This window comes from Marivirga harenae (assembly GCF_030534335.1).
Classification (GTDB): Bacteria; Bacteroidota; Bacteroidia; order Cytophagales; family Cyclobacteriaceae; genus Marivirga; species Marivirga harenae.
Genome location: NZ_CP130565.1, coordinates 82,034 through 105,304 on the forward strand (window position 1 = coordinate 82,034; position 23,271 = coordinate 105,304).

Genomic DNA, 23,271 nt, shown 5'->3' on the forward strand with positions numbered 1-23,271 from the left:
CACCGAGAGGTGTTTCATGTTTCAAAAGGCTTCCGGAAGGAAGTCTTTTGTATTTTTAAAAATTGTAATTCACAATCGCATTGATCAAGAACAGATTTACTTTGTTGAGAATGAATACAGGATTATCAGGAAAATCTCCCGTCCCATATTTGTAAGTAATCAACAGTTCAGGTTTTAAACCTTTCCATTTTACATTTTCATAGAATAAATCCAAATTGATATGCATATAATTCGGAATGGCATACTTATTCAACTCGGGTTCTGTCACTGATGGTCTCCATTGATGACCAATACTGAAAATCGATTTTAGCTTTTGATCAGAAAATTTGAAATTCTGGTGGTAGTACATCACAGCCGCATGATTATTTCCAAATCCTTCACTTCTTTCTCTCTTCTGAAAACTGAATAAAAACTCCCTGCCCCACTCCCGAGGAAATAAAAATCTGCCTTGAGCCGTAATGTGATCATATCCTAAACTGATTTTTCCATTTGGTAGAGAATGAGATAGCTGAGCGCCAAAAATTTGAGCCGTTTCATTTTGCACATATTGGAAAGCAGGATCTGGATTTCCGCCCTCTCCTATCCTATTTTGTAGCAACCATTCTACCGAAAATGCTAAGCCGGAGTTTTTAAAATTGTAGGTGGGTTTTACATACAAAACATTGAAAATATTATCCACATAATAATCCCACAGCTCAACTTTAAAATCACCAGTAATTTGATAATCAAGATTAGTTAATGCCACATAATCTGATGTTGTATTTTCTCTGTATTCGCTTCCTTGACCATTGATATCTCTCCCTACAGGATAAATCCCCAATGTTTGACCAATATTTTCAAATCCATTGTAACTTCTTGGAGCAATTCTGTTGATTGCACCTAATTGAAACCTTAGCTTCTCTTTCTTTTCGTATTTATAAAATGCCCCCTCAAAAAGTGTTGGAATCATTCTACCATCCTGACCATTCATAAAAGGCGAAAAGAAAGTCTGCCGACCCATCTTAAGCTGATGATTTTCATTCTTATATTGCACATACAATTCACCGGGATAAGCTATGAATCTTTGAGATAAATCCTGGACATTAAAGTTTCCTGCTACATATCGGCTACTCCTCCCAGTTGTTGGGTCAGTGGTTTGGACATTTCCAACCCCAGTATTCCAGCTACTGTATACTGCTCCTCCAACTTGCCAATGCTTATTGAAATCATAGGTATATTTAAATTTTAAGCCCGTGGCTACCGCATACCAATCCTGCAATTCTCCTTCATTGAAAGAATGCATATAGTAATTTCGCCAATGACCGCTTATATTCCCTCTTTTGCTTTCAGTCTCATCTTCTTGAGCTAAAACTAGAAAAGTGGATAAAAAGTAGAACAAAAATATAGAAGTAAACTTCATTTATTTAGTTTTCTTGATTTGATAGACACTATCATAATATTGAATAATAGGCTGAAAAGGACCAAATTGATGTTGTTCAGCTGGGAATGGATCATCCCAAGGACCGTAAGCAGTGGATACTGGCTTCAATTTTAGATCCGGAAAATCCTCTTCTGTTTTAGGTTTCTTGGGTCTACTGAAGCTATTAATGTAAGCAGCAACATGATAGGCTTGCTCATCTGTCAGTTTCGGGTTTTCTTTTGTTGCAATTAAATGCGGCATATTAGCTTTAATAAATTGCGCAGCCGTTAACACTCTATGCATACCAGCTCCGTGATTAAAAGAATCATCACCCCATAATGGCGGATACTGATAACCTTTTCTTTCATCGGCTAATTTAGTCCCTTGTCCATTCTCACCATGGCAAACTTGACATTCATTAATGTAAACCTGTTTTCCAAAAATAGTATCTGCTTTGACGGCAGGTATTTTTATGCTTACAAATCCTTTATACCAATCCACTGTATCTTCAGGAACACCCACACTCAACCATTCCATATAAGCAACCAAAGCTTCCATTTGCTCTGAATCGTCCGGTAAAGACTTCCCGTCCATACTGCGCTCCATACACCCATTAATCCTTTCCTCAATACTGCCAATTTTATTTTCCCTACCTCTGAACTGCGGAAAACGATTAGTTACTCCCACCCATGAACCAGCACCTGGCTTAGTTCCTGCCTCCAGATGGCAGTTCTGACAAGTCAGATTATTTCCAGCATATAGTCTTTTATCTTTATCAATGACCTGAGGCCCCATCCACTTAGGGGATTCGGTTGCCAATAGATATCCAAATTTAACTTTCTTGCCTTTTTTTCCATCAGGCAAATCAGTCTCAATATTCGGTATGCTCCATTCCTTTTGCTCATTTGATAAAGTGGATCCCAACCAGTTAGGAACATCGTCCAAGACTAACACCCCTAAAAAAAGAAGAAAAACGATAGCCACTATACCGGTCAGTGCCGCGGTGGTAATCCTCAATAATCTTAAAAAGTCCATTTTTTTGTATTAGGTATCAAAATATGGGTGCAAAAGAATGCATTTTTAATGAGGCAATTTATGTCTTATTTTACCATAAACATAAGTTCCCAAAACAGCTGAAGCAATCACCACTAAGATTACGCCTACCCCATTTCCTAAAAGAATAAACATGGGACCTGGGCACGCTCCTGTTAGAGCCCATCCTAATCCAAATATCGAACCCCCAATTAAATATCTAGCCCAGCTAAATTGCTTTGGAGCTACAATAATTCTATCTCCATCAATTGACTTCAACTTCTTTCTCTTAATGATCTGAATGACTATAATTCCCAAAATTACAGCCGATCCAATAACACCATACATATGGAATGATTGGAACTTAAACATTTCATAAATCCTAAACCAAGAAATAACTTCCGCCTTTGCCAGCGTAATTCCAAATATGGTTCCTATAAATAAATATCTAAAAAATTTCATTTTATCCTGTTTGATTTTTTGAATTAATTAAAGTACAAGCAAATAGGGTAGTATAAAGTAAGTCATGATGAGACCTCCAATGAAGAATCCAACCACAGCCAACAATGAGGCGGGTTGTAAATCGCTTAACCCCGATATAGCATGCCCGGAAGTACAGCCACCCGCATAACGAGTACCAAATCCAACTAAAAACCCACCAATTACTATAAATATGATTCCTTTTACAGTTAGTAATGATTCCCAATTAAAAATCTCTACAGGTACTACATTCTTGCCAGGATTCTCAATGCCAAAGGCTTGTAGCTCAGCAATAGTAGTTTCAGAAATATGTGCGGCTTGATCATTTCCCAAATACAAATAGGATATCAATCCACCTAAAACCAATCCTGCAGCAAACACCAGATTCCACATTTGATCTCTCCAATTAAAATCGAAAAAGTCACAGGACTTTCCAGCTCCTAAAATGGAACACATGGTCCTGAGATTTGCTGAAAGGCCAAAAGATTTTCCAAAGAAAAGCATGGAAAACATTACCACTGCAATCAAAGGACCGGCAACATACCATGGCCACGGTTGGCTTATCCACTCTAATAATTGACTCATATAATATTCTAGTTAAAATTTATTTTTGTACAACAACCTTTAAACTATTTGCACAATGATTTGTCCAAATCTTAAAAACAAAATTAATGTAGCAACATTCATCGAGGCGTAACAAAAGTTACGAATTAGATGATATATGTCATCTCTATTACAAATTGGCAGTTGTATTAACATCTGAATCCATAATTTTTTAACTTGCCAATTAACCAGAATAAATAAAGTGGAGAAAATTATTACTGAAGAAAATTTTAAAGCTATCAACTTTTCGGAATCCTCAATTGAATATAATGAGTTTGAGCATTGTACTTTTATCAATTGTAACTTTCAGAACTGTGATTTATCGAATCTTAAATTTATTGATTGCGACTTTGAGGATTGTAACTTAAGTTCAGCAAAAACAAAAAACACGTCATTTCAGACTGTTAATTTCAAAGGTTGCAAAATACTTGGCGTCCATTTTGATGAATGTAATGCCTTTGGTCTAACAGTAAATTTTGATTCTTGCCAGCTCAATCATTCAATTTTCTACCAGCTTCAACTAATGAAATCAAAATTTATACACTCTAAACTTATTGAAGTTGATTTTAGTGATAGTGATCTTAGAGAAGTCAGCTTTCAAAACTCAGATTTATCAGGTGCTGTATTTGAAAACTGCGATTTACAAAAATCTGATTTTAGAAATACATTAAACTATAGTATTAATCCAGAAATTAATAAACTAAAGAATGCCAAATTCTCCAATGATGGAATCGGTGGACTATTGGATAAATATCAGATAAAAATAGAATACTAGAGCATATTCTACTTGGAATATGTAAGTTCTTACTTTTTTGGTACCAATTTCTTTATTGTCAATCCCTGCACTAAAATGGAGAAAACCACTACTGAATAAGTGGCAGACAATATTATGTTTTTTGCTTCAAAATCATCAGGAATGGAAAGAGCCAAAGCAACTGAAATCCCTCCTCTTAGACCTCCCCAGGTGAGAATTGCCAGCGTATTTTTTTCAAACGTTCTCAAACGCTCCATGATTTTTACAGGAATTCCGACCCCGACCAATCGAGCAAACAAAACCACAACAATAGCACACAACCCAATTAAAAAGTAGTCTGGATGGAACTCCTTTGAAATCACAATTATTTCCAAACCTATTAAAATAAAAAGGATTGCATTCAATGCCTCATCAACTAAATGCCAAAATTTATACACGTAATCACCTGTAGCAATATTTTTACCTACCGTATTTCCTTCTTTACTTAGAAATAAACCAAGCACTACCACTGCCAATGGTCCTGAAATGTGAAAGAATTCTGCGGCTTTATAAGATACCATCACCAGTGAAAGGGTTACTAACACCTCTAGCTCAACATGTTCATTATCAATAATTTCTAATAATTTAAGACCAAAAAAACCAAATATAGCCCCTAACAACAATCCACCCCCCACTTCCATTCCAAATAGGCCGAGGATGCTTCCAATACTAAAATCGCTAACACCTGTCTGGGCTAAACCCAGAATTGTCAAAAATGCCACTACTCCTATACCGTCATTAAATAGTGATTCTCCAGCAATTTTAATTTCTAATTTTTTCGAAACTTTAGCATCTGATAGCAGGGCCAAAACAGCAATTGGATCAGTAGGTGAAATTAAAGCACCAAACAGCAAACAATAAATCAAATCAATTTGATAGCCAAAAAAGCCAAATATGTAAAACATCAAAAAGCCAACCACAAAGGTGGAAATCAATACACCAACCGTAGCGAAAATCAAAATTGGCCAGCGCTCCTCTTTTAGTTGCTTTACATTAATAGATAATGCCCCAGCAAACAATAAAAAACTTAGCATTACATCTAATAAAACCTCCTTGAAATCGAACTCAGAAACAATGGAAATCGCCAAATCAGTAATTTCCGGAAAAACGTATCCAGATAAAAGAATCAAAATTGATAAGACTAATGCAATAATCATCAATCCAATCGTAGAAGGAAGTTTTAAATAATTAACATTTATAAAGGTGAAAACAGCGGCTAGAAATATAAGTAAGGTTATTAAATCTAATACACCCATTATTAAATTGATTTAAAGTTAACTCAGTGTTTGATTGGTTAAATTACTGATTTAATACTTTACCTCTATAAAAAAAGCCTTGTATTTATCAAAAAAATACAAGGCTTTATAAGCTTATCAATAATTGTAATTATTTTTTTAATCTTTTTGGAATTAATTCTATCTTCCAAATGCCTCTACACCATAATCAAGCTTGGTGCCATACATAGGGAAAGTAATTTTCAGGAGTCCATAAAAGCCTCTTTTCTGAAGCCCAGGTCTCAAGCCAATTTCAGCACCATAACCCCAACCAAGTGTTCTGTTAAAATGTCCGTCAATTCCGATTCTACCTCCAAACATAAATGTATTAATAGAAGAAGCATCATATTCAAAAAACTGATTGGCACCTGCGGGCTGATGAAAGAAATTTTCAACTGTCACCATAGGAAATATAAATAGATCTATAAAAGTTGAAAATACATGATCGTCCACTAGCTCTTCATAAGTTTTATCAGGTTTGGCCGCAAAGTTTTTAATCCATGTAAATCCTCCACCTACGGAAACTCCTGCTCCTAATACATTACCAAAAACAGCTTCCTCTTTTTCTCCTGAAATTGAATTTACAGATTCTTCGGTTTCGCCTACAGGATTAACTATAACGCCTTGAGAAGCAATTGCTCTACTCAATTCGGAAGTTGTTTCGTAGTACACCCCTCCTAATCGAGCAAATAATATTTCTCTTCTTTTATTAGGAATATCTGCTGTTTTGGGAACTTTGGCTGCCCACTCAGCACCCTGATAATTCTTTGAATATAACGGTATTCGACTTTCAGATTCTTGTTCTTTATCCCAGATATGGTAAGAGGCACTTGCCTCTGCAAAAAAGTACGTTCTAGCTCTAGATTGCGGGTCAAAGCCATTTTTTTGGGCTGCATTTCTAGCAAAATCACTTCCTATAAAGTATGGAGTTCTAGCGTGGGCTTTGAAATGCATTTTATCTTTTAAATAATAGGTAGCGTCTACTCCAAAACCAGAAGTAATGTTGGTGACATGTATATCCCCGTAGGCAGGAGTAATACCAATAAACAATTTATTGATATCATAGGGATCATTATACATTTCTTCGAAGGTCACAGTTTTGTTTTCAGTGCTTCTTCTAAACTGTGCCTCCACAGTAAATACAGAGCAGCATGACACCAAAATGATCAGAATAAGTTTTACTATCTTCACTATAATTCTATTTTTTACAGCTGTAAATATAATAATTAATTAGGACTACAATAAATGTAGTCCCTAAATGAACAAAATCAATATTAAATTATTGAAAAATAGCGAATAATTTTTCAGAATCCATTTATAAAATGAGGTTTTTCAAAACAGTCTCGTGTGATTTCACGATATGGTCCAAATCTTCAGCAGACAAAGATGTTGATAAAAACCAAGATTCAAATTGTGCAGGAGGAAGATAAACTCCTTCATTTAGCATACCCTGAAAGTATTTACCAAACATTTCTGTATCACAACTTTTAGCTCCATCAAAATTATCAACAGTTTGGTCTGTAAAAAATATACTAATCATAGAACCTAACTGGTTAATAGTATAATTCTTCCCTAAGGCAGCATTTACTTTTGCTAATTCTTTGGCTAAATATTTCCCAGATGCCCCAATCTGCTCATAAACCTCATCATGATCATTCAAATAATGTAGCATCATAAGACCGGCTGACATTGCAATCGGATTACCTGAAAGCGTTCCTGCCTGGTAGACAGGCCCTTGTGGAGACACAAAATCCATAATTTCCTTCTTCCCTCCATAGGCTCCTACTGGCATTCCACCACCAATTATTTTACCAAGCGTAGTTATGTCTGGTTTTACACCGAAAATTCCCTGTGCCCCGGCTTTTGATAATCTGAAACCAGTCATCACTTCATCAAAAATCAAAACTATACCCTCCTGATCACAGATTTCCCGGAGTCCTTTCAGATATCCATCTTTAGGAATTACGCACCCCATATTTCCCGCGACAGGTTCAACGATTAATGCGGCAATCTCACCTTTATTTTGCTCTACAATGTTTTTAACAGCTTCCAAATCGTTAAATGGTGCAGTCAACGTATCTTTTGCAGTTCCCTTGGTAACACCAGGCGAGTTTGGGGTACCCATAGTTGCAGCTCCACTTCCTGCAGCAATTAAAAAGCTATCGCCATGTCCATGATAACATCCTTCAAATTTTAATACCTTGTCCTTGCCCGTATAACCTCTGGCCAATCGTACTGCAGACATAGTAGCCTCGGTACCAGAATTTACCATCCTTACCTTTTCGATAGAAGGCACCATGTGGGTAATTAATTCTGCTATCTCAATTTCTTTTGCAGTGGGTGCTCCAAACGAAAGAGAGCTTTGTAATGCGTTAGCAACTGCAGCTTCAATGGCCTCATTCCCATGTCCTAAGATCATAGGTCCCCACGAATTGATAAGATCGATGTAGCGGTTTCCATCCTCATCAAACATGTAAGCACCTTTAGCACTTTTTACAAATATTGGGTCTCCTCCCACTGCCTTGAAGGCACGAACAGGTGAGTTAACCCCACCGGGAATAAAATTTTGTGCTTTTTTAAATAATTCTTTGCTATTGGACTTGTCCAGCATAAATAAAATGATTTTCGATTTTCTAAAATTAATCTGTAAAAACTGATGGTTTTTCTTCTACTTGTTCAAAATTCAACATTTTTAACTCCAAATCCTGCATTTTCATGATTGGCACTACTTGATTATCATTTGCATTAGTATAATCGAACCCAAAATAAAGATGCCCATTTTGAAAGCCTTCGTTATATAAACCGTATTGGAAATAATTGCCAAATTCAATCAACTGTGTTCCAAAAAACCACATAGTTTCGTAACCATCATAACTATATTGTGAAGGCAATTTGTTAAACTTTTTTCTATAATACTCTTTAAATTTTGCTACATCGGATGAACTGAAGTCAAAATAATTTTGACCTATCATCACTACCCCCATTCTTTGAAGCTGGTCAAAGGAAATTTGATTGAAGTCCAGCCACTCATCATAGCCGATTATTGGAATGCTATCTCTTCTGGTGTCAAGGGCACTTAGTACATTCGAGACTAGTAAATTATCAGAAGATGCGACCAAAATATGTCCTATGGTATCTCTAGTCATTATTAATGAATCTCCGTCTCCCACTTTTACCTTTACAGTATTGCTAATGTAAACTTTACCTCCTGTATATGTAGTGTCATCATCATAAACCTCCGTTAAAGACCTTAGAATTTCGGTACTAGCTACAGCGGATCTAGATGCCGCCATCCAAGTAATATTAAATGAATCCGCCTCAAGCATCCTTTTGTAAGTATATGCAAAAACCGAATCTTGGGGTTTGCTACCGTAAAAAATTGTAGCATTCTTACTTTCCATATTTTCAATTGCATACTTAGCGGCTGTTTTCGCTCTTGTTTCTGCTGTTGATTTCATCAAAAATGAATACGGATTAGCGGCTATGGTCTCTGAATTAGTTGACAATGGATTTACCATATTAATCTTATGTTTATAAGAATAATCTCGCACCAAACTTGCTGGAATCGGATAAAGTGGACCAATTATCATATCCATTTCCAATAACTCTCCACTTTCAATAATTTTAGTGGTTTTAAGGCTATCTCGGTCAGTATCGTAAGAAAATAGCTCGATCTTCTGACCGTTGGCGTTTAACTCCTCTATGGCAATTTTTATACCTTGATACAAATCCAGCACAAATTGATTTCCCTTGCTTCCTTTTGAGGTGGACAGACTTTCTGCCATTAACGGCAACAACACAGCTACCCTATACTTATCCTTTTTTTCTGTTACACTTTTATCTACAAAATCGAAACTAGCACGATTCAAATCAAAAGAGTCGATCAAAAATTCCATCAGCTCAACCTGACGATCAACCATGGGTTGTTCATTTATCTTCTTAGCCAAATATTTTGCTAGAACCTCATCGTATGGATTAAGCTCCATGGCTTTTTGCAATAGAGGGATACTGTCATAGGCGAACAAAGTCACTTTTTTGATTTCATTCGCTATAATTTTCAAATCATCTTTTTCAGTGCTGTTCAAGACATTAAGACCTTTCATCAAGTTCCCTTCCTGCATCAGCATTTTTCCATACCATAGATTAACCTCATCAATTTTCTCCCAATCGGAGTGGGTAGTCCTGATATTCCCTAGCACTTCAAGCGCTCGGTCTTTATTCCCAGTTTCATAAGCAGAAATACCATAAAAATAAGAGGCATATAAATAGAAAGGATTGTTTTCGTTCAAATCAAGTAAATTCTTGAAGTGATTTTGAGCCCTTTGATAATCACCTGATTTAAAATAATTCTTCCCAGACAAGTACTCTGATTGATAATTTACTTGGGCATTCAGCTGGAATGCACTAATTATAAATATCAATCCGAAAATGACTAATGATTTTGATCGCATGCTATTTTTATTAAAACATTAATTAATCCTGCTCTGTCGAACCCTGTTTACAAAGCCAGACAAGTTTAAATTTAAACTGCTTACTCCCATTCAATAGTGGCTGGGGGTTTAGAACTTATATCATAAACAACCCTGTTTACTCCTTTTACTTTATTGATAATTTCATTCGATACGTCACTTAGAAAATCATACGGTAAATGTACCCAATCGGCTGTCATTCCATCCACACTTGCTACGGCCCTAAGTGCCACCACTCGCTCGTAGGTTCTTTCATCTCCCATCACACCAACAGATTGGATGGGTAATAGGATAGAGCCCGCTTGCCAAACTTGGTCATAAAGTCCTCTTTCCTTCATCATTCCAATAAAGATTGAGTCTACTTCTTGGATGATATTTACTTTCTCTGGAGTTACATCTCCCAAAATTCTGATAGCCAAGCCTGGCCCCGGAAATGGGTGTCTTCCTAGAATTTTATGATCTATTTCCAGCGCTTTGCCAACTGAACGTACACCGTCTTTAAAAAGTGTTTTCAAAGGCTCAACCACCTTTAAATTCATTTTCTCTGGAAGCCCACCTACATTATGATGAGATTTAATAGTGGCCGATGGACCCTTTACTGAAACAGATTCGATGATATCAGGATAAATGGTTCCTTGAGCTAACCATTTCACATCTTTGATGGCTTTAGCTTCTTGGTCAAAAACGTCTATAAAAGTTTTTCCAATTGCTTTTCTTTTTCCTTCAGGATCTGATATCCCTGCTAAAGCTTTATAAAATTGGTCTTTGGCATCAACTCCTTTTACATTTAAACCCATGTGCTTATAGGAATCCAATACCTCCTCAAATTCATTCTTTCTGAGCAAACCATTATCTACAAAAATGCAGTAAAGATTTTTGCCAATCGCATGATGAATCAGCATGGCAGCTACAGAAGAATCTACTCCTCCAGAGAGGCCCAACACTACCTTATCTTGTCCTAGTTGTTCTTTTAACTCTGCTATTGTAATATCAGCAAATATCTCGGAAGTCCAATCTTGGGAGCAACCACAGATTTTAACCAAGAAATTTTCCAATAGTTGTTTACCCTCAATCGTATGAGTCACTTCGGGATGAAATTGAATACCAAAAGTAGGCTCGTTTTCCAATTCGAAAGCGGCCACTTCCACTGAAGGGGTACTGGCAATAATTTTAAAACCTTCCGGCAAAGTTTTGATAGTGTCGCCATGTGACATCCAAACTTGTGAGCCCTTGGTCAAATTTTTCAGCAAATCATTATCCGCATCAAAGCTTGTAAGTTTGGCACGACCATATTCTCGGATTTCAGAAGGCAGAACCTCTCCACCATTATTTTGAGCCAAATACTGCGCACCATAACAAACTCCCAATAACGGAATTTTTCCTCGGTATTTTTCAAGATCAATTTTAGGGGAATCCTCGTCTCTAACGGAACAAGGGCTTCCTGAAAGAATCACGCCTTTCACATCTGGTGTTAATTCAGGGGCATCATAGAAGGGATGTATTTCACAATAAACATTGAGTTCGCGGACTCTTCTGGCAATGAGTTGAGTATACTGCGACCCAAAATCAAGAATAATAATTTGCTCTGTCATGGTGCAAAAATAATAGGATGAATCAGTTAAGCATAGAAAAAAATAAGATTGCTTTTAATTAATTCATTGTCAATGATTTATAAATATGATTTTAGGGGAAAATTAGCGGTTTTGAGGGATTTCGCCTCCATTATTAAAAAATATTGATTTCATGGTAAAAATATTTACTATTTTAAATGTGGGAAATCTATTGTATCACCCAATATATTTCGCCCTTTCAGGGCTTGGTTGAGTTTCAGTTTTATGAGTGTAGGGCTACACCCTACGTTGAGATATATTAGCCCTTCGTGCCTAAGAGTTTCTGCAAACCTATACCATTATAAGCAATCCCTATGGAAGAATAAGTATTTTTTTATGAAAAAAGAATAATCAGATGAAATCTGGTATAGTCCTAAGTTCAGCCTTAAAAGGGTATAATATCAAAACATAGAGTGAAGTCCTCTGATAAAAAATGAACACACTCTTAAGCCCTGAAAGGGCGTAATAAAAAGGCAAATAGCGCAATACTATCAACTAAAAACCCTGAATCCCCAAACTAGCATATCATCAACTTGCTCACTATTTGCCATCCATTCTTCTATCGTCTCTCTTAAAATCATTCCCTGCGTTTCCATTTTTTTCATATGATTGGTAGATAGCAATTCCCTGAAATTTCTGATCATAAATTTTTTATCCCTATCACCTCCAAACTGATCTACATACCCATCAGAAAACAAGTAAAAGCAAGTATCACCCACTAGGTTGATTTCATGATTATCAAAATCTTTAATATTTCTTTTCTCATCTAAACCTACCGTTGTTTTATTACCTCTAATTTGTTGAAGTTGCTTGTTTTGAATATATATTAAAGAATGATTGGCACCAGAGAAGTAAACTTTATTATTCTTTTTATCCCAGACACAAATTGAGATATCCATCCCGTCCCTATTGTCGCTTTGCTCTTGTCTCAAGATATGTATAACACTCAATTTTAGCTGTTTAAGGATTTCGTTAGGCTGGGTAATGCCTTTGAAATTCACGATATGATTCAACATGTCATGTCCTATAAAACTCATAAAAGCACCTGGGATGCCATGACCAGTGCAATCAGCTACCGCCAATATTACTTTATCTTCAGATTCACTAAACCAATAAAAATCTCCGCTAACGATATCCTTAGGATTATAATATATGAAGTAATCTTCTAATTGCTTGCTGATTCGATGCGAGAAAGGCAATAGTGCGGTTTGAATTCGCTTTGCATAATTGATACTATCAGTAATGTTTTTGTTTTTTTCTTCAATCAACTCATTTTTTCTCACCACGTCCGAATTAATGCTCTTTAATCGTTCCGCTTGTGTCTCTATTTCCTCTCTTTGTTGGCGAATTTCCTCATTTTGAACTCGTAATTGATTATTAGCCCTTTGCTTTTGGTTTTTTGCCCGGAAAGTCACAACTGCAAATACAATCAATATCACCAGAATACTGATTATCGCTAAATTCAAAATTCGCTGTTGTGTTATTTGCTTTCGTTTGAGCTCTTGATCTATTCTTAATATTTCATTTTCCTGCTCCTTTTGTTCAGACTCATAAATAACTCTCAAGTTTGCAATTTGCTTTTGCTTTTCTTCATCCATGAGCTGATTCTCATAATTATAGGCTGAGTCTTTAAATTGATAGGCTAATTGATGCATGCCTTTTTGATAGAAGATTTTCGATAAATTATCAAAGGATTTAATCTTCCATTTAAGGGAATTCATTTGTCTAGCAATTTTTAATGCCGCCTGCGCATTATCCTCAGCCGATGACCATTTATTAGTACTAATATAAACTTTTACTAAAAAATTTAAGTATTCTACTGCCCCCAGATAATCTTGGTCTTCAATTAAATAGTCTAAAGCTCCTTTAGTCATTTCTATGGCTTCATAATTATTGCCTAGTTGATAATTAACCTTAGCTTGCACACCTAAGGCATATGCCATTCCATTGATATCTCCTAATTGATTAAAAATATTGTAGGCATCCATTTCTAATTTTAATGCCTTTTCGTTTTCACCTGTTGCCTGATAGACTTCGCCTATATTTAATTTATATACCCCTGTGCTCATGGCGTATTCGGAGGAATCAATTAGGTTCAAAGCTTTATTATAGTATTTCTTGGCATTCTCGTAATCTTCTTGATTGAAATATAAAATACCCAAGCTATTGGAAGAGTTTGCTACGCCTTTGGAATCACCCAAAAGCTCATAATTTCTAAGCGATTCCAGTAGGTTTGAAATAGCTTTTTCATAATCTCCTAAAACCGTATAAATAGCTCCTAAAACATGTAGGGCGCTCGCCTTGGCGGTATAATTATCATTCTGTTTTGCTAATTTTAAGGCATCATTAGCATATTTCAGTGCCACATCAGGCTGGACTGACCGGTAGCCAATTGCCAAATCAAGGTAAATGCTAGCTTTAATACTATCATTTGAATTTTCCGCTACATTTAATAAGCTATCCACTTCCGAATTTTGGGCAGAAAGCGGCAGGCTAATGAGTGGCAGAAATAAGACAAATAAATATTTTATCATTTTAGATTCCAAAAAAATTAATGAACTGGATGCAGTTTACATCCTTCCATAATTTCTCATTATATTTCGAATTGATTATAAACAATCAAAGCTGAATTGAAAATAATCTATAATTATCTGAATACAAAAATATAATTTTATCTATTTCAATAATCATGGAACAATCCTTTAAAAACTTTGTATTTTCATTTTTTACAGTTATTACTCTTAGCGTAATGACAACAGAAATTGCATTTTCTCAGGATAACATTGATAAGAAAACAGTTGACCTAGACACCGCTATTTACGAAACTGATAAAAATTCTCTTTTCCCATTGCCCGTGGTTTATTATACCCCTGAAGCAGGACTTTTCTATGGCGCAGCCATTTTATATAATTTTTTCACCAGCAGAAAAAAACCGATCAATGCCAGTCAGGTTCAATTGGCTGCGGGTTATACCACTAAACAACAAACTTTAATATTCGTGCCTTTTCAGATTTTCTGGGATCAGAACAAATGGAGAAGTATAGGCGAACTGGGCTATTATAATTATGCCTACCCTTTCTACGGCATCGGAAACAATGGACAACAGGATGTCTTTTCAACTTATAGGGCCAGTTTCCCCAGAGTACGTGTGTTTTTATTAAAAGAGACCGCACCTAATTTATTTGTGGGAGGTCGATACTGGTTTGAAAATTATGATATCTTCATGTGGGACAATGCCGGAAGTTTTCAGCAGGAGGATTTTTCAGGAGGCACTTACAACCGAACCAGTGGTTTAGGACCTGCCATGATTTATGACACCAGGGATGGCGTTTACTATCCAAGAAATGGGCATTATTTGGAAAGTTTTATTGAATTCAATCATCAATATACGGGCAGTACGCATAATTACACTGCCATTTCATTTGACTATGCCTATTATTATTCCCCTGCCGACAAAACGGTTTTGGCCGCTAACGCCTTCTCGTGGTCGAATATTGGAGATGTTCCTTTCAATAGACTGGCACAATTGGGTGGTAATAAAAAAATGAGAGGCTATTTTCAAGGCTACTTCCAAGACAACAATCTATTGCTGGGACAAGTTGAAATAAGACAAGAACTTTTCTGGAGGATAGGACTAACAGCTTTTGGTTCTGCCGGCCAAACCGCCCCCACTTGGGGAGACTATGGTATGAGCAGATGGAATTATGCCGGAGGTGCTGGTTTGCGCTTCACTTTTGACACCAAAAAACACATCAACGTAAGATTGGATTATGCTGTCGGAAAAGATAGCAATGGTTTTTATATAGCTTTTAATGAGGCTTTTTAGTATTAATTAAAGCTTGGAATTAATTATATTCTTTGGTACTTACATTTTTCGTGGGGCCACAAAAAACCCTCAATCGACAATATGATTGAGGTTTTTTTAAACCATAAACAATTAAACTAAACTACTATAAAATAACTACTGCAACTCCGTGAAATTACCTAAATCCAATGTCCAGTCGTAGTCTTTATAATTGACATCCGGATCAGCATCTTCCGGAATGCAATCATATTTTCTTAAAAATCCGATTACTCCACCTTTATCTGAGAAATCGCCTTTAAACCAACTGAAAAGTGTGGTGACATATACTTCGTCTTCGATTTGGTCATATTTTGTTGTCCTTTTTAAAAACTGACGGGTTATCTGATCCAATTCTTTGTCTAATTCATAAGCACTGTAAACCGCCACATAAGGACAAGAAGTAGCTCCGCAATTCAAGGCAAAATGAATTCTTCCGTCTGTTTCATTTACCCTAAATTGTTTTTCCAATTTGCTAGCAAAAGGATCTTTCATAAATCCCATTGATAATTTAACTTTAGAGCCCCTAATAATTCCATGTTCTATAAAATCAAGGCTTAATAATTCTCCACCAACATTGATTTGATCTGCTTTAAAGAAAGCGCCTCTATCATCAAAAAGTGCAGGATCTTCCGTTAATAGAATTTGCACAAAGGCATTGTAGGTATTAATCCAAAAAGCTTTGGTTTTATTATCGGTATCTAAAGACTCAGCTAACTTATTTAATGGCAGCGCCTTATATTCATTAACATAGTTTTTGTAATCGTTCTCACTTTTAACAGCCGTTATCAATTTCATGCTTAATCGCACGAATTCATTGGGCTCATTCATAATTTTACTTTGCGCTTGACTACTAAAGCCGAAAAAAATAAAAGAAAAACTAAATAGAGTAAGGGTAAATCTTTTCATTATTGTTATTTCGTAAGTTATTTCAATCTAAGTACGCAATATTTTAAACTACAGATGCCCGAAACCCAGAATAATAAAATAACTGTCATTATTCCGACACTCAATGAAGCAGAAAACATTGAGCAGTTACTCCACTATTTGCATCAAGATGCAAGCGATAAAGTCGCAGAAATTATTGTCAGTGATGCTGAAAGCAAAGACAAGACGCAAGAAATAGCCAAGGAAAAGGGTGCGATAGTAATCTGTACTAAGCAAGCTTCCAGGGCACATCAAATGAATGAAGCTGCAAAAATGGCGACAGGTGATATTTTATATTTCGTGCATGCAGATGCAAAACCACCTAAAAGCTTTGTAAACGATATTTTAAAAGCGATTGAAAAGGGAAATGACTTCGGTTGTTACCGTTTTAAGTTTGAATCGAAAAGTCCTTTGCTGGCTGTCAATTCCTGGTTTACTCGTTTTAAAGTATTATGGTGTAGAGGTGGAGATCAGACCCTGTTTATTAAAAAATCTGTTTTTGAGCAAAATAATGGATTCGATGAGGAATACGTAGTAATGGAAGATTTCGAATTAATTAAAAGACTATGGAAAAAACATCCATTTGGAATTATCCCTAAATCCGTAAAAGTATCTGCTAGGAAATATGAACTCAATAGTTATTGGACAGTGAACATGGCGAATCTGAAAATGTACCGCATGTTTATGAAAGGGTATCATCCTCAAATCTTGAAGGAAAAGTATTTACGGTTGATAAAGCATCCGAAGGCTTAAAAGAAGCCCCTTAACATAGGGCTTCAAAATCATCCATACCATAATTCTTTCTAAAGCAATTTTCATAAATCAACTATTCTCTGATCAATCTATCGGTCATCAATTGACCCTTCCAATAGACATTAACTATATAAAGACCCTTGGGATATTTTTTCATATCTAATGCAAAGGATCCCTTGTGCAGTTCCCCCTGTAGAACTTGAAATCCTCTTGCATCTATAACTGAATAATATGTCCTTTTTGATGAGTATCTATCCTTTATAACAGTTGAATTATTTAGTACAGTGGTCCTATATGTATCACATGGTTCAATAGGCTCAATTACTTTATAAGTCATGTCTCCTGATGAAGGATTTGACCCTTCACGTTGTAATGTAGCTGAACAACCACCTCCACCACCACCAGATGAACTAACTGTAACATATTTATAAGTTGTTACTGTTCGACACCCGTTATACACTGAACCTGTAATCTGATATGTTCCAGGAGAAATGAATGCAAGACTCAGCTGTCTGCTGGAATTAGTATATATCGTCCAGCAATTGGAATAACAACCACCAGAATATTTCCTTACCGTCATAGTATACGAACTTCCTCTTGAAATTGATGATAAGGTATAGTTTAACACATTGTTTTCATAGCCTGATGTTGGACCGCTAATGGAAATACTGGAATTACTGCCAGAGGGTATTGTAACATCTTTCCTTATTCTAGCAGTTCCACAACCAGATTTCACTACTCTAGCTGAAACATAGCCAGTGCCAGAACCATTTTTATTAATGGAAATTGTATTCGTACCATTACCTGAGGTTATTGTGATGTTACTACTTGATGTCCAATAAATTGAGCTATTTGCAGGTCTATTCACTATGCTGTAAGTTTGAGTACCACATACCTTTGAAGATCCGGATATGTAAACATCATCACACATTTTTTCCTGACAAGGTTGATTATAACTTTGAATTTCGTTCCAGAGAAATTCAGAATTACCGTCATTCCATTCTACATGAGCCTCATTACTCGGAGCCGTGTACCAACTATCGAAGGGTGTCTCACATATATTATAAGTGGGGCTGTAAATGTTTTGATAAATCTGAGGATTTTGATGGTTCATTACGTCTAATGCACTCGCTGTCGGAACAAAAGTTACTTGCCTTAAAAAACTAGTCCAAACATTATCAGGTGAAAAAAACAATCCTCCTGCAGAAGTCGAATAAGAAGCCTTAGCTGAGTGATATCTGTCACGTCCCGAAATCAAATAAATAAATAAAAAGGGATTTACACTCCAGTATCTGCCCTCGTAAACATTAGTGCTTTGATTACTATTATGCAGAGACTTAATCTGAACTAGCGTCCTTGAAAATAAGCCCCATGTCGGAATGTCTAATAAAAACCCTTCCGATAAACCGGGTAATACAATTTCAAAAACGCCCCTGTCTTTATTGATTATAAACTGATCAGGTGTTAAGTTTGGTCTATCATCAATTCGATCACCGTTGGATATCGAAACATTTCGGCATAGCTTTGGATTCCCTAAATTATTCAGTTCATTAAAAAAAGATTGATTTAAGGAAATATCATTTCTATAGTGGACTGAGAGCATTTGCCTTGCAGCCGGAGTTTCAATTAATTTTTTAATATCAAGTAAGGTGGGAAATAAGAAATGAAGATTAATCCCTGAAACGCGCATATCATTTAAATGCTGAATCATGTATTGGGCGCCAACGGGCACATTATTACCATCGAAACCTGCATCAAAAGCAACATTTAATCGTACTTCGTGATCTTCCGAAAACCGTTTTTCCCAATCTGCCAATGCATATTTAGCTATGACACCTCCTGAACTCAAACCAATAATGACTATATCCTCCTCACGCTCCGAATGAGCTTTTAGCTCCTTAATTGCTTTCTGTACCAAATAAGCACTATTTTGCATATAATCAGTTGATTCGTCAAAGTTTAGATGTACTATATCGTAACCATTTGTTTCTAATCTATCCTTTAACAATTGTACTTCTGCTAACTTTTTTCTAAAAACGAATTGTAATCTTTCGGTTTATCCCTTTCCCATATCCAAAGCGTGGCAGGGTTAACATAATCTGTCTCGTCAAAGCCTTCCACAATCAATATTGGTTTATCCAGCTTTTCACTAGAGGATTCACCGTAATCGTAGGTTAAGGTACCGCTTGCGTAATTGGATGAAAGCGAATATTTATCGTCTGCTGTGATTGGGTCTGTAAAGTCTCCTCCTTCCTCTATAGTTCTATTTGATTCGCTTTTCCTGATTTGAAAATACTTAGAGTGGGACTGCATTTTATCCTCAAGAGAGAAAATGATTTTAACCGAATCCTGATTTTGATATCTTATTGTGTAATAAGAACCGGGTTTGAGTTCTCGAAACCCATTTCCATCACCAAAATCAACCTTTAGGTCTTTTTTCTTAAATTCATTGTTCGAGAAAAATGATTTGTTGTCGAGGTAGAAAGTTTGATTTTGCTTCAATTCTTGGCTTCCCAGCGAACCCATCGCAAACATAGATTTCTCCACAAAAAACTCATCCTCTATTTTGTTCGAATTATTTACTAACTTCTTATTTTTCAAGATTATCTCCCCAGAGCTAATAGCGTTTTCTATTAGCCGATTATAATGGAAAGCAAACCCGGCCATGTAAATGGTATCATTGCTTCCCTTACCTTTTGCAAATAAGTCCTCAATCTCTGAATAATGCTTGAGCTGGTTTTTCTCTTTAATTTGCATGGTGAAAAGCGTGGCATAGATTTTACGCAATTCTGTTTCATCTACATAATTTGAATCTGAAAGTTCACCATTATAATAGTCTATTCTTGTAAAAGGATGCCCCTGTTCCAGCAGCAGATTAGTTGACAATTTGTTCAGTTGGAAATTATCAAATAAGTGCTCATAAAATTCTTCATGATTTGAAATGGTATCATATTTTTGCGCCATTAAAAAAACTGGGCATAGTAATATTAAGGTTAAAATTTTAAGTTTCATTTTAAGGTGATTTTAAGTTTAAAGAAATGCTATAAAGTCATATCAAATCTGCCATTGGTAATTTCAACTGTTTCCCCTTCTTTAGAGAATACAGTTCCGGAAAAGGTTCCAGCAAAAATACCCGCATCCAAATCTATTTTATGAAGATTGATTACCGCATTGCTACCATCCTCAATATTGGATCTATAATTTACACTATTATCATCATTATATTCGATATAGTTGTGATCTGATATCAGTTCGTAGGTTTTATTTTCCTCAAGTTTTTCATTAGCAACTAATAAAATGGATAAACTATGGCTATTGCAACTGCCACTTAAGGTAAAAGTAGAGTCATTAGGATTCCCAATTGCATGAGCAGACTGCCAAAGTCCTTCTATGCAGCCTTCTTGAACTTCACCGTCTGCTTCATAACCAAAGGTGCCTTTGCCTTCGGCTGTAATGGGAGGGAGTTTGTTTGGAAGTACTTCTTTGCACCCCTGATTTATAATAAACATGCATAAAAGAAAAAATAAGATAGACTGTTTCATTAGGTAAGGCTTTGATACTTATGTTAGATATTATTTCTTTATTAAAAAAACAAGTAGACTATATAATTTTTCATAAAGTTCTATTTTTAAGCAATCTTCAACCTTACAGAATACTATAAAGTTTTATCAAATCTGCCGTTGGTAATTTCAACTGTTTCCCCGACCTGAGAAAATACAGCTTCGGAAAAGATATCTTTTTTGCCTTCGAAAGTGATGAAGGACTTTGAGCTAATTAAAAGGCTGTGGAAAAAACATCGATTTGGAATTATTCCTAAATCCGTAAAAGTATCTGCTAGGAAATATGAACTCAATAGTTATTGGACAGTGAACATGGCGAATCTGAAAATGTACCGCATGTTTATGAAAGGCTATCATCCTCAAATCTTGAAAGAAAAATATTTTCAGTTGATAAAGCATCCGAAAGAAAGTAAATAGTCAACCCTTATTTAAATTAAATTTGACATGTTGACAATAAATCCATTTCCCACCTTTCAGGTGTTTTCACCTGAAAGAATCTATTAGATGCGATGAGCCAATTTAGTAGTTGTTTAGGTGAAAACACCTAAACATGGTAGGGGGTTACAGCAGTTATTTAAGTGAGAACACCTTAATACGTGAAGAACAAAATAACGTGACCAAATTCAGCCACTAATTATATAAAAACATCAACAATAGTCAACCCCTCCAATTTAAACTCACCTATTGAGCTATAAACCCTAATTACCCAATTTGCTTTCCAAAATTAAACGACATTTATGGAAAGACTAAAAGATAAAGTAGCGGTGATTACGGGTGGAGCCAACGGAATTGGAAAAGCCACCGCAGAAAAATTCATTGCCGAAGGTGCTCAAGTTGCCATTTGGGATATTACTAAAGAAAAAGGTGAAGAAACTGCCAAAGATTTAGGAAACAATACCAAATTCTATCAAGTAGACACTACTTCGTTTGAGCAAGTTGAAAAAGCGGCAAAGCAAACTCATCAAGATTTTGGTAAAATCGACATCCTCATCAACAATGCTGGTATCACACAAGATGCGACATTAACTAAAATGACGATCGAGCAATGGCAGAAAGTATTGGATGTAAATCTCAGCGGAGTGTTTTATTGCACTAAAGCTATTTCACCTTTCATGGTGGAGCAAGCCTACGGAAGAATTGTTAATGCTTCATCAGTGGTAGGTGTTTACGGCAATTTTGGACAAACCAATTATGTAGCTACAAAAGCTGGGGTAATCGGTATGACCAAGACTTGGGCAAAAGAATTAGGCAGAAAAGGAATTACCGTGAATGCAATTGCTCCGGGCTTTATTGCTACGGAAATGGTCAAAAGCATACCGGAAAAAGTAATCAATATGCTAGAAGGAAAAACACCACTGGGAAGATTAGGTGAACCGTCAGAAATTGCCAATGCCTACGCATTCTTAGCATCTGATGAAGCCTCTTTCATCAGTGGAACTACGCTTAGTGTTGATGGGGCAGTTACCATCTAATTTAGAGATTTCCAAAACCATTCTATTCAGACTTTATATAAACTATGAGAAAAGCAGTAATAAGCGGGACAGGTTCACATGTTCCTAAAAGACTATTAAAAAACGAATACTTTAATGAACTTTTGGGTGAGGATGTTGATACCTGGCTGCGTGAGAATTTAACCATTGAGCAGAGATACTGGTGCGATCAGGACGAATCAACCATTGACCTATGTGAGCAGGCTGCTCTCAAAGCATTGGAAAGTGCCGGTGTACGAGCAGATGAATTAGACCAAATTATCGTCTCTACCGATACTCCTGAGTATATTTCACCGGCAACTGCTGCCATATTACAACATCGCTTAGGTGCAAAAGGAGCGGGAACATTCGACTTAAATACCGCCTGCGCAGGATTTGTAACTGCACTAGATACCGCCTCAAAATATATTATTGCGGATCAGCAGTACCGGCATATTTTAGTGATTGGTGCATATGCAATGAGCAAATATTTAAATAAGTCCGACAAAAAAACCGTGACGCTCTTCGCTGATGGTGCTGGCGCGGTAATCCTTAGTGCGGAAGAAAATACTGAGAGCGGTTTTATCAATGCACACCAATTCACTGAAGGTCAATATCATGATTGGATGGGGATTTATGCTGGAGGTGCTGGATCTCCTGTGACACACAGTGTAGTTGATAGCGGTAAACATCAACTGCAATTTGTCAAGAAATTCCCTAAAGAGTTGAATCCTACCATGTGGACGGAAATGAGTCATAGAATGGCGAAAGAAGCTGGAATTGAAATAAAAGATGTAAGCAAATTCTTCATGACTCAAATTAATATCAATGCCATCTATGAAATGTTGGATAATTTGGGTCTGGAAAAAGACAAAGCAAAATACATTATGCATAAATACGGATATACTGGTTCTGCGGCTATCCCAATGGCTCTGGACGAATCTTTCCGAAGCGGAGAAATAAAAAAAGGGGATGTCATTTTTATGATTGGTTCAGGCGGGGGGTTATCCTTTGCAGGAGCGGCTTTCAGATTATAATTTTTTAAACTTAGATTTAGCAGT

At 36.2% G+C, this 23,271-nt stretch carries 20 protein-coding genes; 6 read left to right on the plus strand and 14 right to left on the minus strand.

Annotation, left to right across the window (positions count from 1 at the left end; translation table 11 throughout):
• Positions 1 to 55: 55 nt before the first annotated feature.
• From Q3Y49_RS00345 to Q3Y49_RS00360, 4 genes are read right to left on the minus strand one after another with little or no spacing between them, the layout of a single operon-like run.
• Positions 56 to 1,399, minus strand: a complete 1,344-nt coding sequence (locus tag Q3Y49_RS00345) for an OprD family outer membrane porin (protein WP_303270223.1) — start codon at positions 1,397 to 1,399, stop codon at positions 56 to 58.
• Complete coding sequence (locus Q3Y49_RS00350; RefSeq protein WP_303270224.1) at positions 1,400 to 2,434, minus strand: c-type cytochrome; 1,035 nt, start codon at positions 2,432 to 2,434, stop codon at positions 1,400 to 1,402.
• Positions 2,435 to 2,479: 45 nt separating this feature from the next.
• A complete protein-coding gene (locus Q3Y49_RS00355; protein ID WP_303270225.1) occupies positions 2,480 to 2,893 on the minus strand; it encodes a DUF6691 family protein in 414 nt (137 codons plus the stop codon).
• A gap of 27 nt (positions 2,894 to 2,920) precedes the next feature.
• Positions 2,921 to 3,496 (minus strand): YeeE/YedE family protein, encoded by a 576-nt coding sequence (locus Q3Y49_RS00360; RefSeq protein ID WP_303270226.1) that lies wholly within the window; start codon positions 3,494 to 3,496, stop codon positions 2,921 to 2,923.
• Between the two features lie 220 nt (positions 3,497 to 3,716).
• Between Q3Y49_RS00360 and Q3Y49_RS00365 the strand changes: the two genes are divergently transcribed.
• Positions 3,717 to 4,289 (plus strand): pentapeptide repeat-containing protein, encoded by a 573-nt coding sequence (locus Q3Y49_RS00365; RefSeq protein ID WP_303270227.1) that lies wholly within the window; start codon positions 3,717 to 3,719, stop codon positions 4,287 to 4,289.
• 29 nt (positions 4,290 to 4,318) lie between these two features.
• On the opposite strand, the gene Q3Y49_RS00370 is transcribed toward Q3Y49_RS00365, so the two are convergent.
• The 6 genes from Q3Y49_RS00370 to Q3Y49_RS00395 all read right to left on the minus strand — a co-directional run bounded on the left by Q3Y49_RS00370 (position 4,319) and on the right by Q3Y49_RS00395 (position 14,125).
• Positions 4,319 to 5,563: a cation:proton antiporter gene (locus tag Q3Y49_RS00370; protein WP_303270228.1), complete on the minus strand. Its 1,245-nt coding sequence runs from the start codon at positions 5,561 to 5,563 to the stop codon at positions 4,319 to 4,321.
• 159 nt (positions 5,564 to 5,722) lie between these two features.
• Positions 5,723 to 6,772 (minus strand): hypothetical protein, encoded by a 1,050-nt coding sequence (locus tag Q3Y49_RS00375; protein WP_303270229.1) that lies wholly within the window; start codon positions 6,770 to 6,772, stop codon positions 5,723 to 5,725.
• 124 nt (positions 6,773 to 6,896) lie between these two features.
• Positions 6,897 to 8,192, minus strand: a complete 1,296-nt coding sequence (gene hemL / locus Q3Y49_RS00380; RefSeq protein ID WP_303270230.1) for a glutamate-1-semialdehyde 2,1-aminomutase — start codon at positions 8,190 to 8,192, stop codon at positions 6,897 to 6,899.
• 28 nt (positions 8,193 to 8,220) lie between these two features.
• A complete protein-coding gene (locus Q3Y49_RS00385) occupies positions 8,221 to 10,032 on the minus strand; it encodes an ABC transporter substrate-binding protein (RefSeq protein ID WP_303270231.1) in 1,812 nt (603 codons plus the stop codon).
• A gap of 80 nt (positions 10,033 to 10,112) precedes the next feature.
• The gene (gene guaA / locus Q3Y49_RS00390; protein WP_303270232.1) at positions 10,113 to 11,642 is read right to left on the minus strand and encodes a glutamine-hydrolyzing GMP synthase; all 1,530 of its coding nucleotides are present in this window, start codon (positions 11,640 to 11,642) and stop codon (positions 10,113 to 10,115) included.
• 509 nt (positions 11,643 to 12,151) lie between these two features.
• Positions 12,152 to 14,125, minus strand: coding sequence for a tetratricopeptide repeat protein (locus Q3Y49_RS00395; protein WP_303270233.1), 1,974 nt, complete (start codon positions 14,123 to 14,125; stop codon positions 12,152 to 12,154).
• 284 nt (positions 14,126 to 14,409) lie between these two features.
• Here Q3Y49_RS00395 and Q3Y49_RS00400 point away from each other — a divergent pair, with 284 nt between their 5' ends.
• Complete coding sequence (locus tag Q3Y49_RS00400; protein ID WP_303270234.1) at positions 14,410 to 15,486, plus strand: BamA/TamA family outer membrane protein; 1,077 nt, start codon at positions 14,410 to 14,412, stop codon at positions 15,484 to 15,486.
• 135 nt (positions 15,487 to 15,621) lie between these two features.
• Here the strand turns inward: Q3Y49_RS00400 and Q3Y49_RS00405 are convergent, their stop codons facing one another.
• On the minus strand, positions 15,622 to 16,410 hold the full coding sequence (locus Q3Y49_RS00405; protein ID WP_303270235.1) for a DUF547 domain-containing protein: 789 nt from the start codon (positions 16,408 to 16,410) through the stop codon (positions 15,622 to 15,624).
• A 54-nt stretch (positions 16,411 to 16,464) separates the two neighbouring features.
• Here Q3Y49_RS00405 and Q3Y49_RS00410 point away from each other — a divergent pair, with 54 nt between their 5' ends.
• On the plus strand, positions 16,465 to 17,181 hold the full coding sequence (locus Q3Y49_RS00410; RefSeq protein WP_303270236.1) for a TIGR04283 family arsenosugar biosynthesis glycosyltransferase: 717 nt from the start codon (positions 16,465 to 16,467) through the stop codon (positions 17,179 to 17,181).
• Between the two features lie 73 nt (positions 17,182 to 17,254).
• Here the strand turns inward: Q3Y49_RS00410 and Q3Y49_RS00415 are convergent, their stop codons facing one another.
• From Q3Y49_RS00415 to Q3Y49_RS00425, 3 genes are read right to left on the minus strand one after another with little or no spacing between them, the layout of a single operon-like run.
• Complete coding sequence (locus Q3Y49_RS00415) at positions 17,255 to 19,189, minus strand: hypothetical protein (RefSeq protein ID WP_303270237.1); 1,935 nt, start codon at positions 19,187 to 19,189, stop codon at positions 17,255 to 17,257.
• A gap of 11 nt (positions 19,190 to 19,200) precedes the next feature.
• On the minus strand, positions 19,201 to 20,193 hold the full coding sequence (locus tag Q3Y49_RS00420) for a hypothetical protein (protein WP_303270238.1): 993 nt from the start codon (positions 20,191 to 20,193) through the stop codon (positions 19,201 to 19,203).
• Between the two features lie 29 nt (positions 20,194 to 20,222).
• Positions 20,223 to 20,723 (minus strand): Riean_0653 family protein, encoded by a 501-nt coding sequence (locus Q3Y49_RS00425; protein ID WP_303270239.1) that lies wholly within the window; start codon positions 20,721 to 20,723, stop codon positions 20,223 to 20,225.
• A 213-nt stretch (positions 20,724 to 20,936) separates the two neighbouring features.
• On the opposite strand from Q3Y49_RS00425, the gene Q3Y49_RS00430 reads away from it, so the two are divergent.
• The 3 genes from Q3Y49_RS00430 (at position 20,937) to Q3Y49_RS00440 (ending at position 23,247) form a co-directional block, all read left to right on the plus strand.
• Positions 20,937 to 21,158 (plus strand): glycosyltransferase family protein, encoded by a 222-nt coding sequence (locus tag Q3Y49_RS00430; protein WP_303270240.1) that lies wholly within the window; start codon positions 20,937 to 20,939, stop codon positions 21,156 to 21,158.
• A 320-nt stretch (positions 21,159 to 21,478) separates the two neighbouring features.
• Positions 21,479 to 22,213: a 3-oxoacyl-ACP reductase FabG gene (gene fabG, locus Q3Y49_RS00435; protein ID WP_303270241.1), complete on the plus strand. Its 735-nt coding sequence runs from the start codon at positions 21,479 to 21,481 to the stop codon at positions 22,211 to 22,213.
• A 44-nt stretch (positions 22,214 to 22,257) separates the two neighbouring features.
• The gene (locus tag Q3Y49_RS00440) at positions 22,258 to 23,247 is read left to right on the plus strand and encodes a 3-oxoacyl-ACP synthase III family protein (protein WP_303270242.1); all 990 of its coding nucleotides are present in this window, start codon (positions 22,258 to 22,260) and stop codon (positions 23,245 to 23,247) included.
• Positions 23,248 to 23,271 lie beyond the last annotated feature (24 nt).

Excerpts from the sequence above, each read along its gene's own strand:
- Q3Y49_RS00440 (WP_303270242.1), top strand. The coding sequence starts at position 22,258 with ATGAGAAAAGCAGTAATAAGCGGGACAGGTTCACATGTTCCTAAAAGA.
- Q3Y49_RS00420 (WP_303270238.1), bottom strand. The coding sequence starts at position 20,193 with ATGAAACTTAAAATTTTAACCTTAATATTACTATGCCCAGTTTTTTTA.
- Q3Y49_RS00385 (WP_303270231.1), bottom strand. The coding sequence starts at position 10,032 with ATGCGATCAAAATCATTAGTCATTTTCGGATTGATATTTATAATTAGT.
- Q3Y49_RS00410 (WP_303270236.1), top strand. The coding sequence starts at position 16,465 with ATGCCCGAAACCCAGAATAATAAAATAACTGTCATTATTCCGACACTC.
- Q3Y49_RS00370 (WP_303270228.1), bottom strand. The coding sequence starts at position 5,563 with ATGGGTGTATTAGATTTAATAACCTTACTTATATTTCTAGCCGCTGTT.
- Q3Y49_RS00350 (WP_303270224.1), bottom strand. The coding sequence starts at position 2,434 with ATGGACTTTTTAAGATTATTGAGGATTACCACCGCGGCACTGACCGGT.
- Q3Y49_RS00430 (WP_303270240.1), top strand. The coding sequence starts at position 20,937 with ATGAAGGACTTTGAGCTAATTAAAAGGCTGTGGAAAAAACATCGATTT.
- Q3Y49_RS00400 (WP_303270234.1), top strand. The coding sequence starts at position 14,410 with ATGACAACAGAAATTGCATTTTCTCAGGATAACATTGATAAGAAAACA.
- fabG (WP_303270241.1), top strand. The coding sequence starts at position 21,479 with ATGGAAAGACTAAAAGATAAAGTAGCGGTGATTACGGGTGGAGCCAAC.
- Q3Y49_RS00355 (WP_303270225.1), bottom strand. The coding sequence starts at position 2,893 with ATGAAATTTTTTAGATATTTATTTATAGGAACCATATTTGGAATTACG.
- Q3Y49_RS00405 (WP_303270235.1), bottom strand. The coding sequence starts at position 16,410 with ATGAAAAGATTTACCCTTACTCTATTTAGTTTTTCTTTTATTTTTTTC.
- Q3Y49_RS00345 (WP_303270223.1), bottom strand. The coding sequence starts at position 1,399 with ATGAAGTTTACTTCTATATTTTTGTTCTACTTTTTATCCACTTTTCTA.
- hemL (WP_303270230.1), bottom strand. The coding sequence starts at position 8,192 with ATGCTGGACAAGTCCAATAGCAAAGAATTATTTAAAAAAGCACAAAAT.
- Q3Y49_RS00425 (WP_303270239.1), bottom strand. The coding sequence starts at position 20,723 with ATGAAACAGTCTATCTTATTTTTTCTTTTATGCATGTTTATTATAAAT.
- Q3Y49_RS00360 (WP_303270226.1), bottom strand. The coding sequence starts at position 3,496 with ATGAGTCAATTATTAGAGTGGATAAGCCAACCGTGGCCATGGTATGTT.
- guaA (WP_303270232.1), bottom strand. The coding sequence starts at position 11,642 with ATGACAGAGCAAATTATTATTCTTGATTTTGGGTCGCAGTATACTCAA.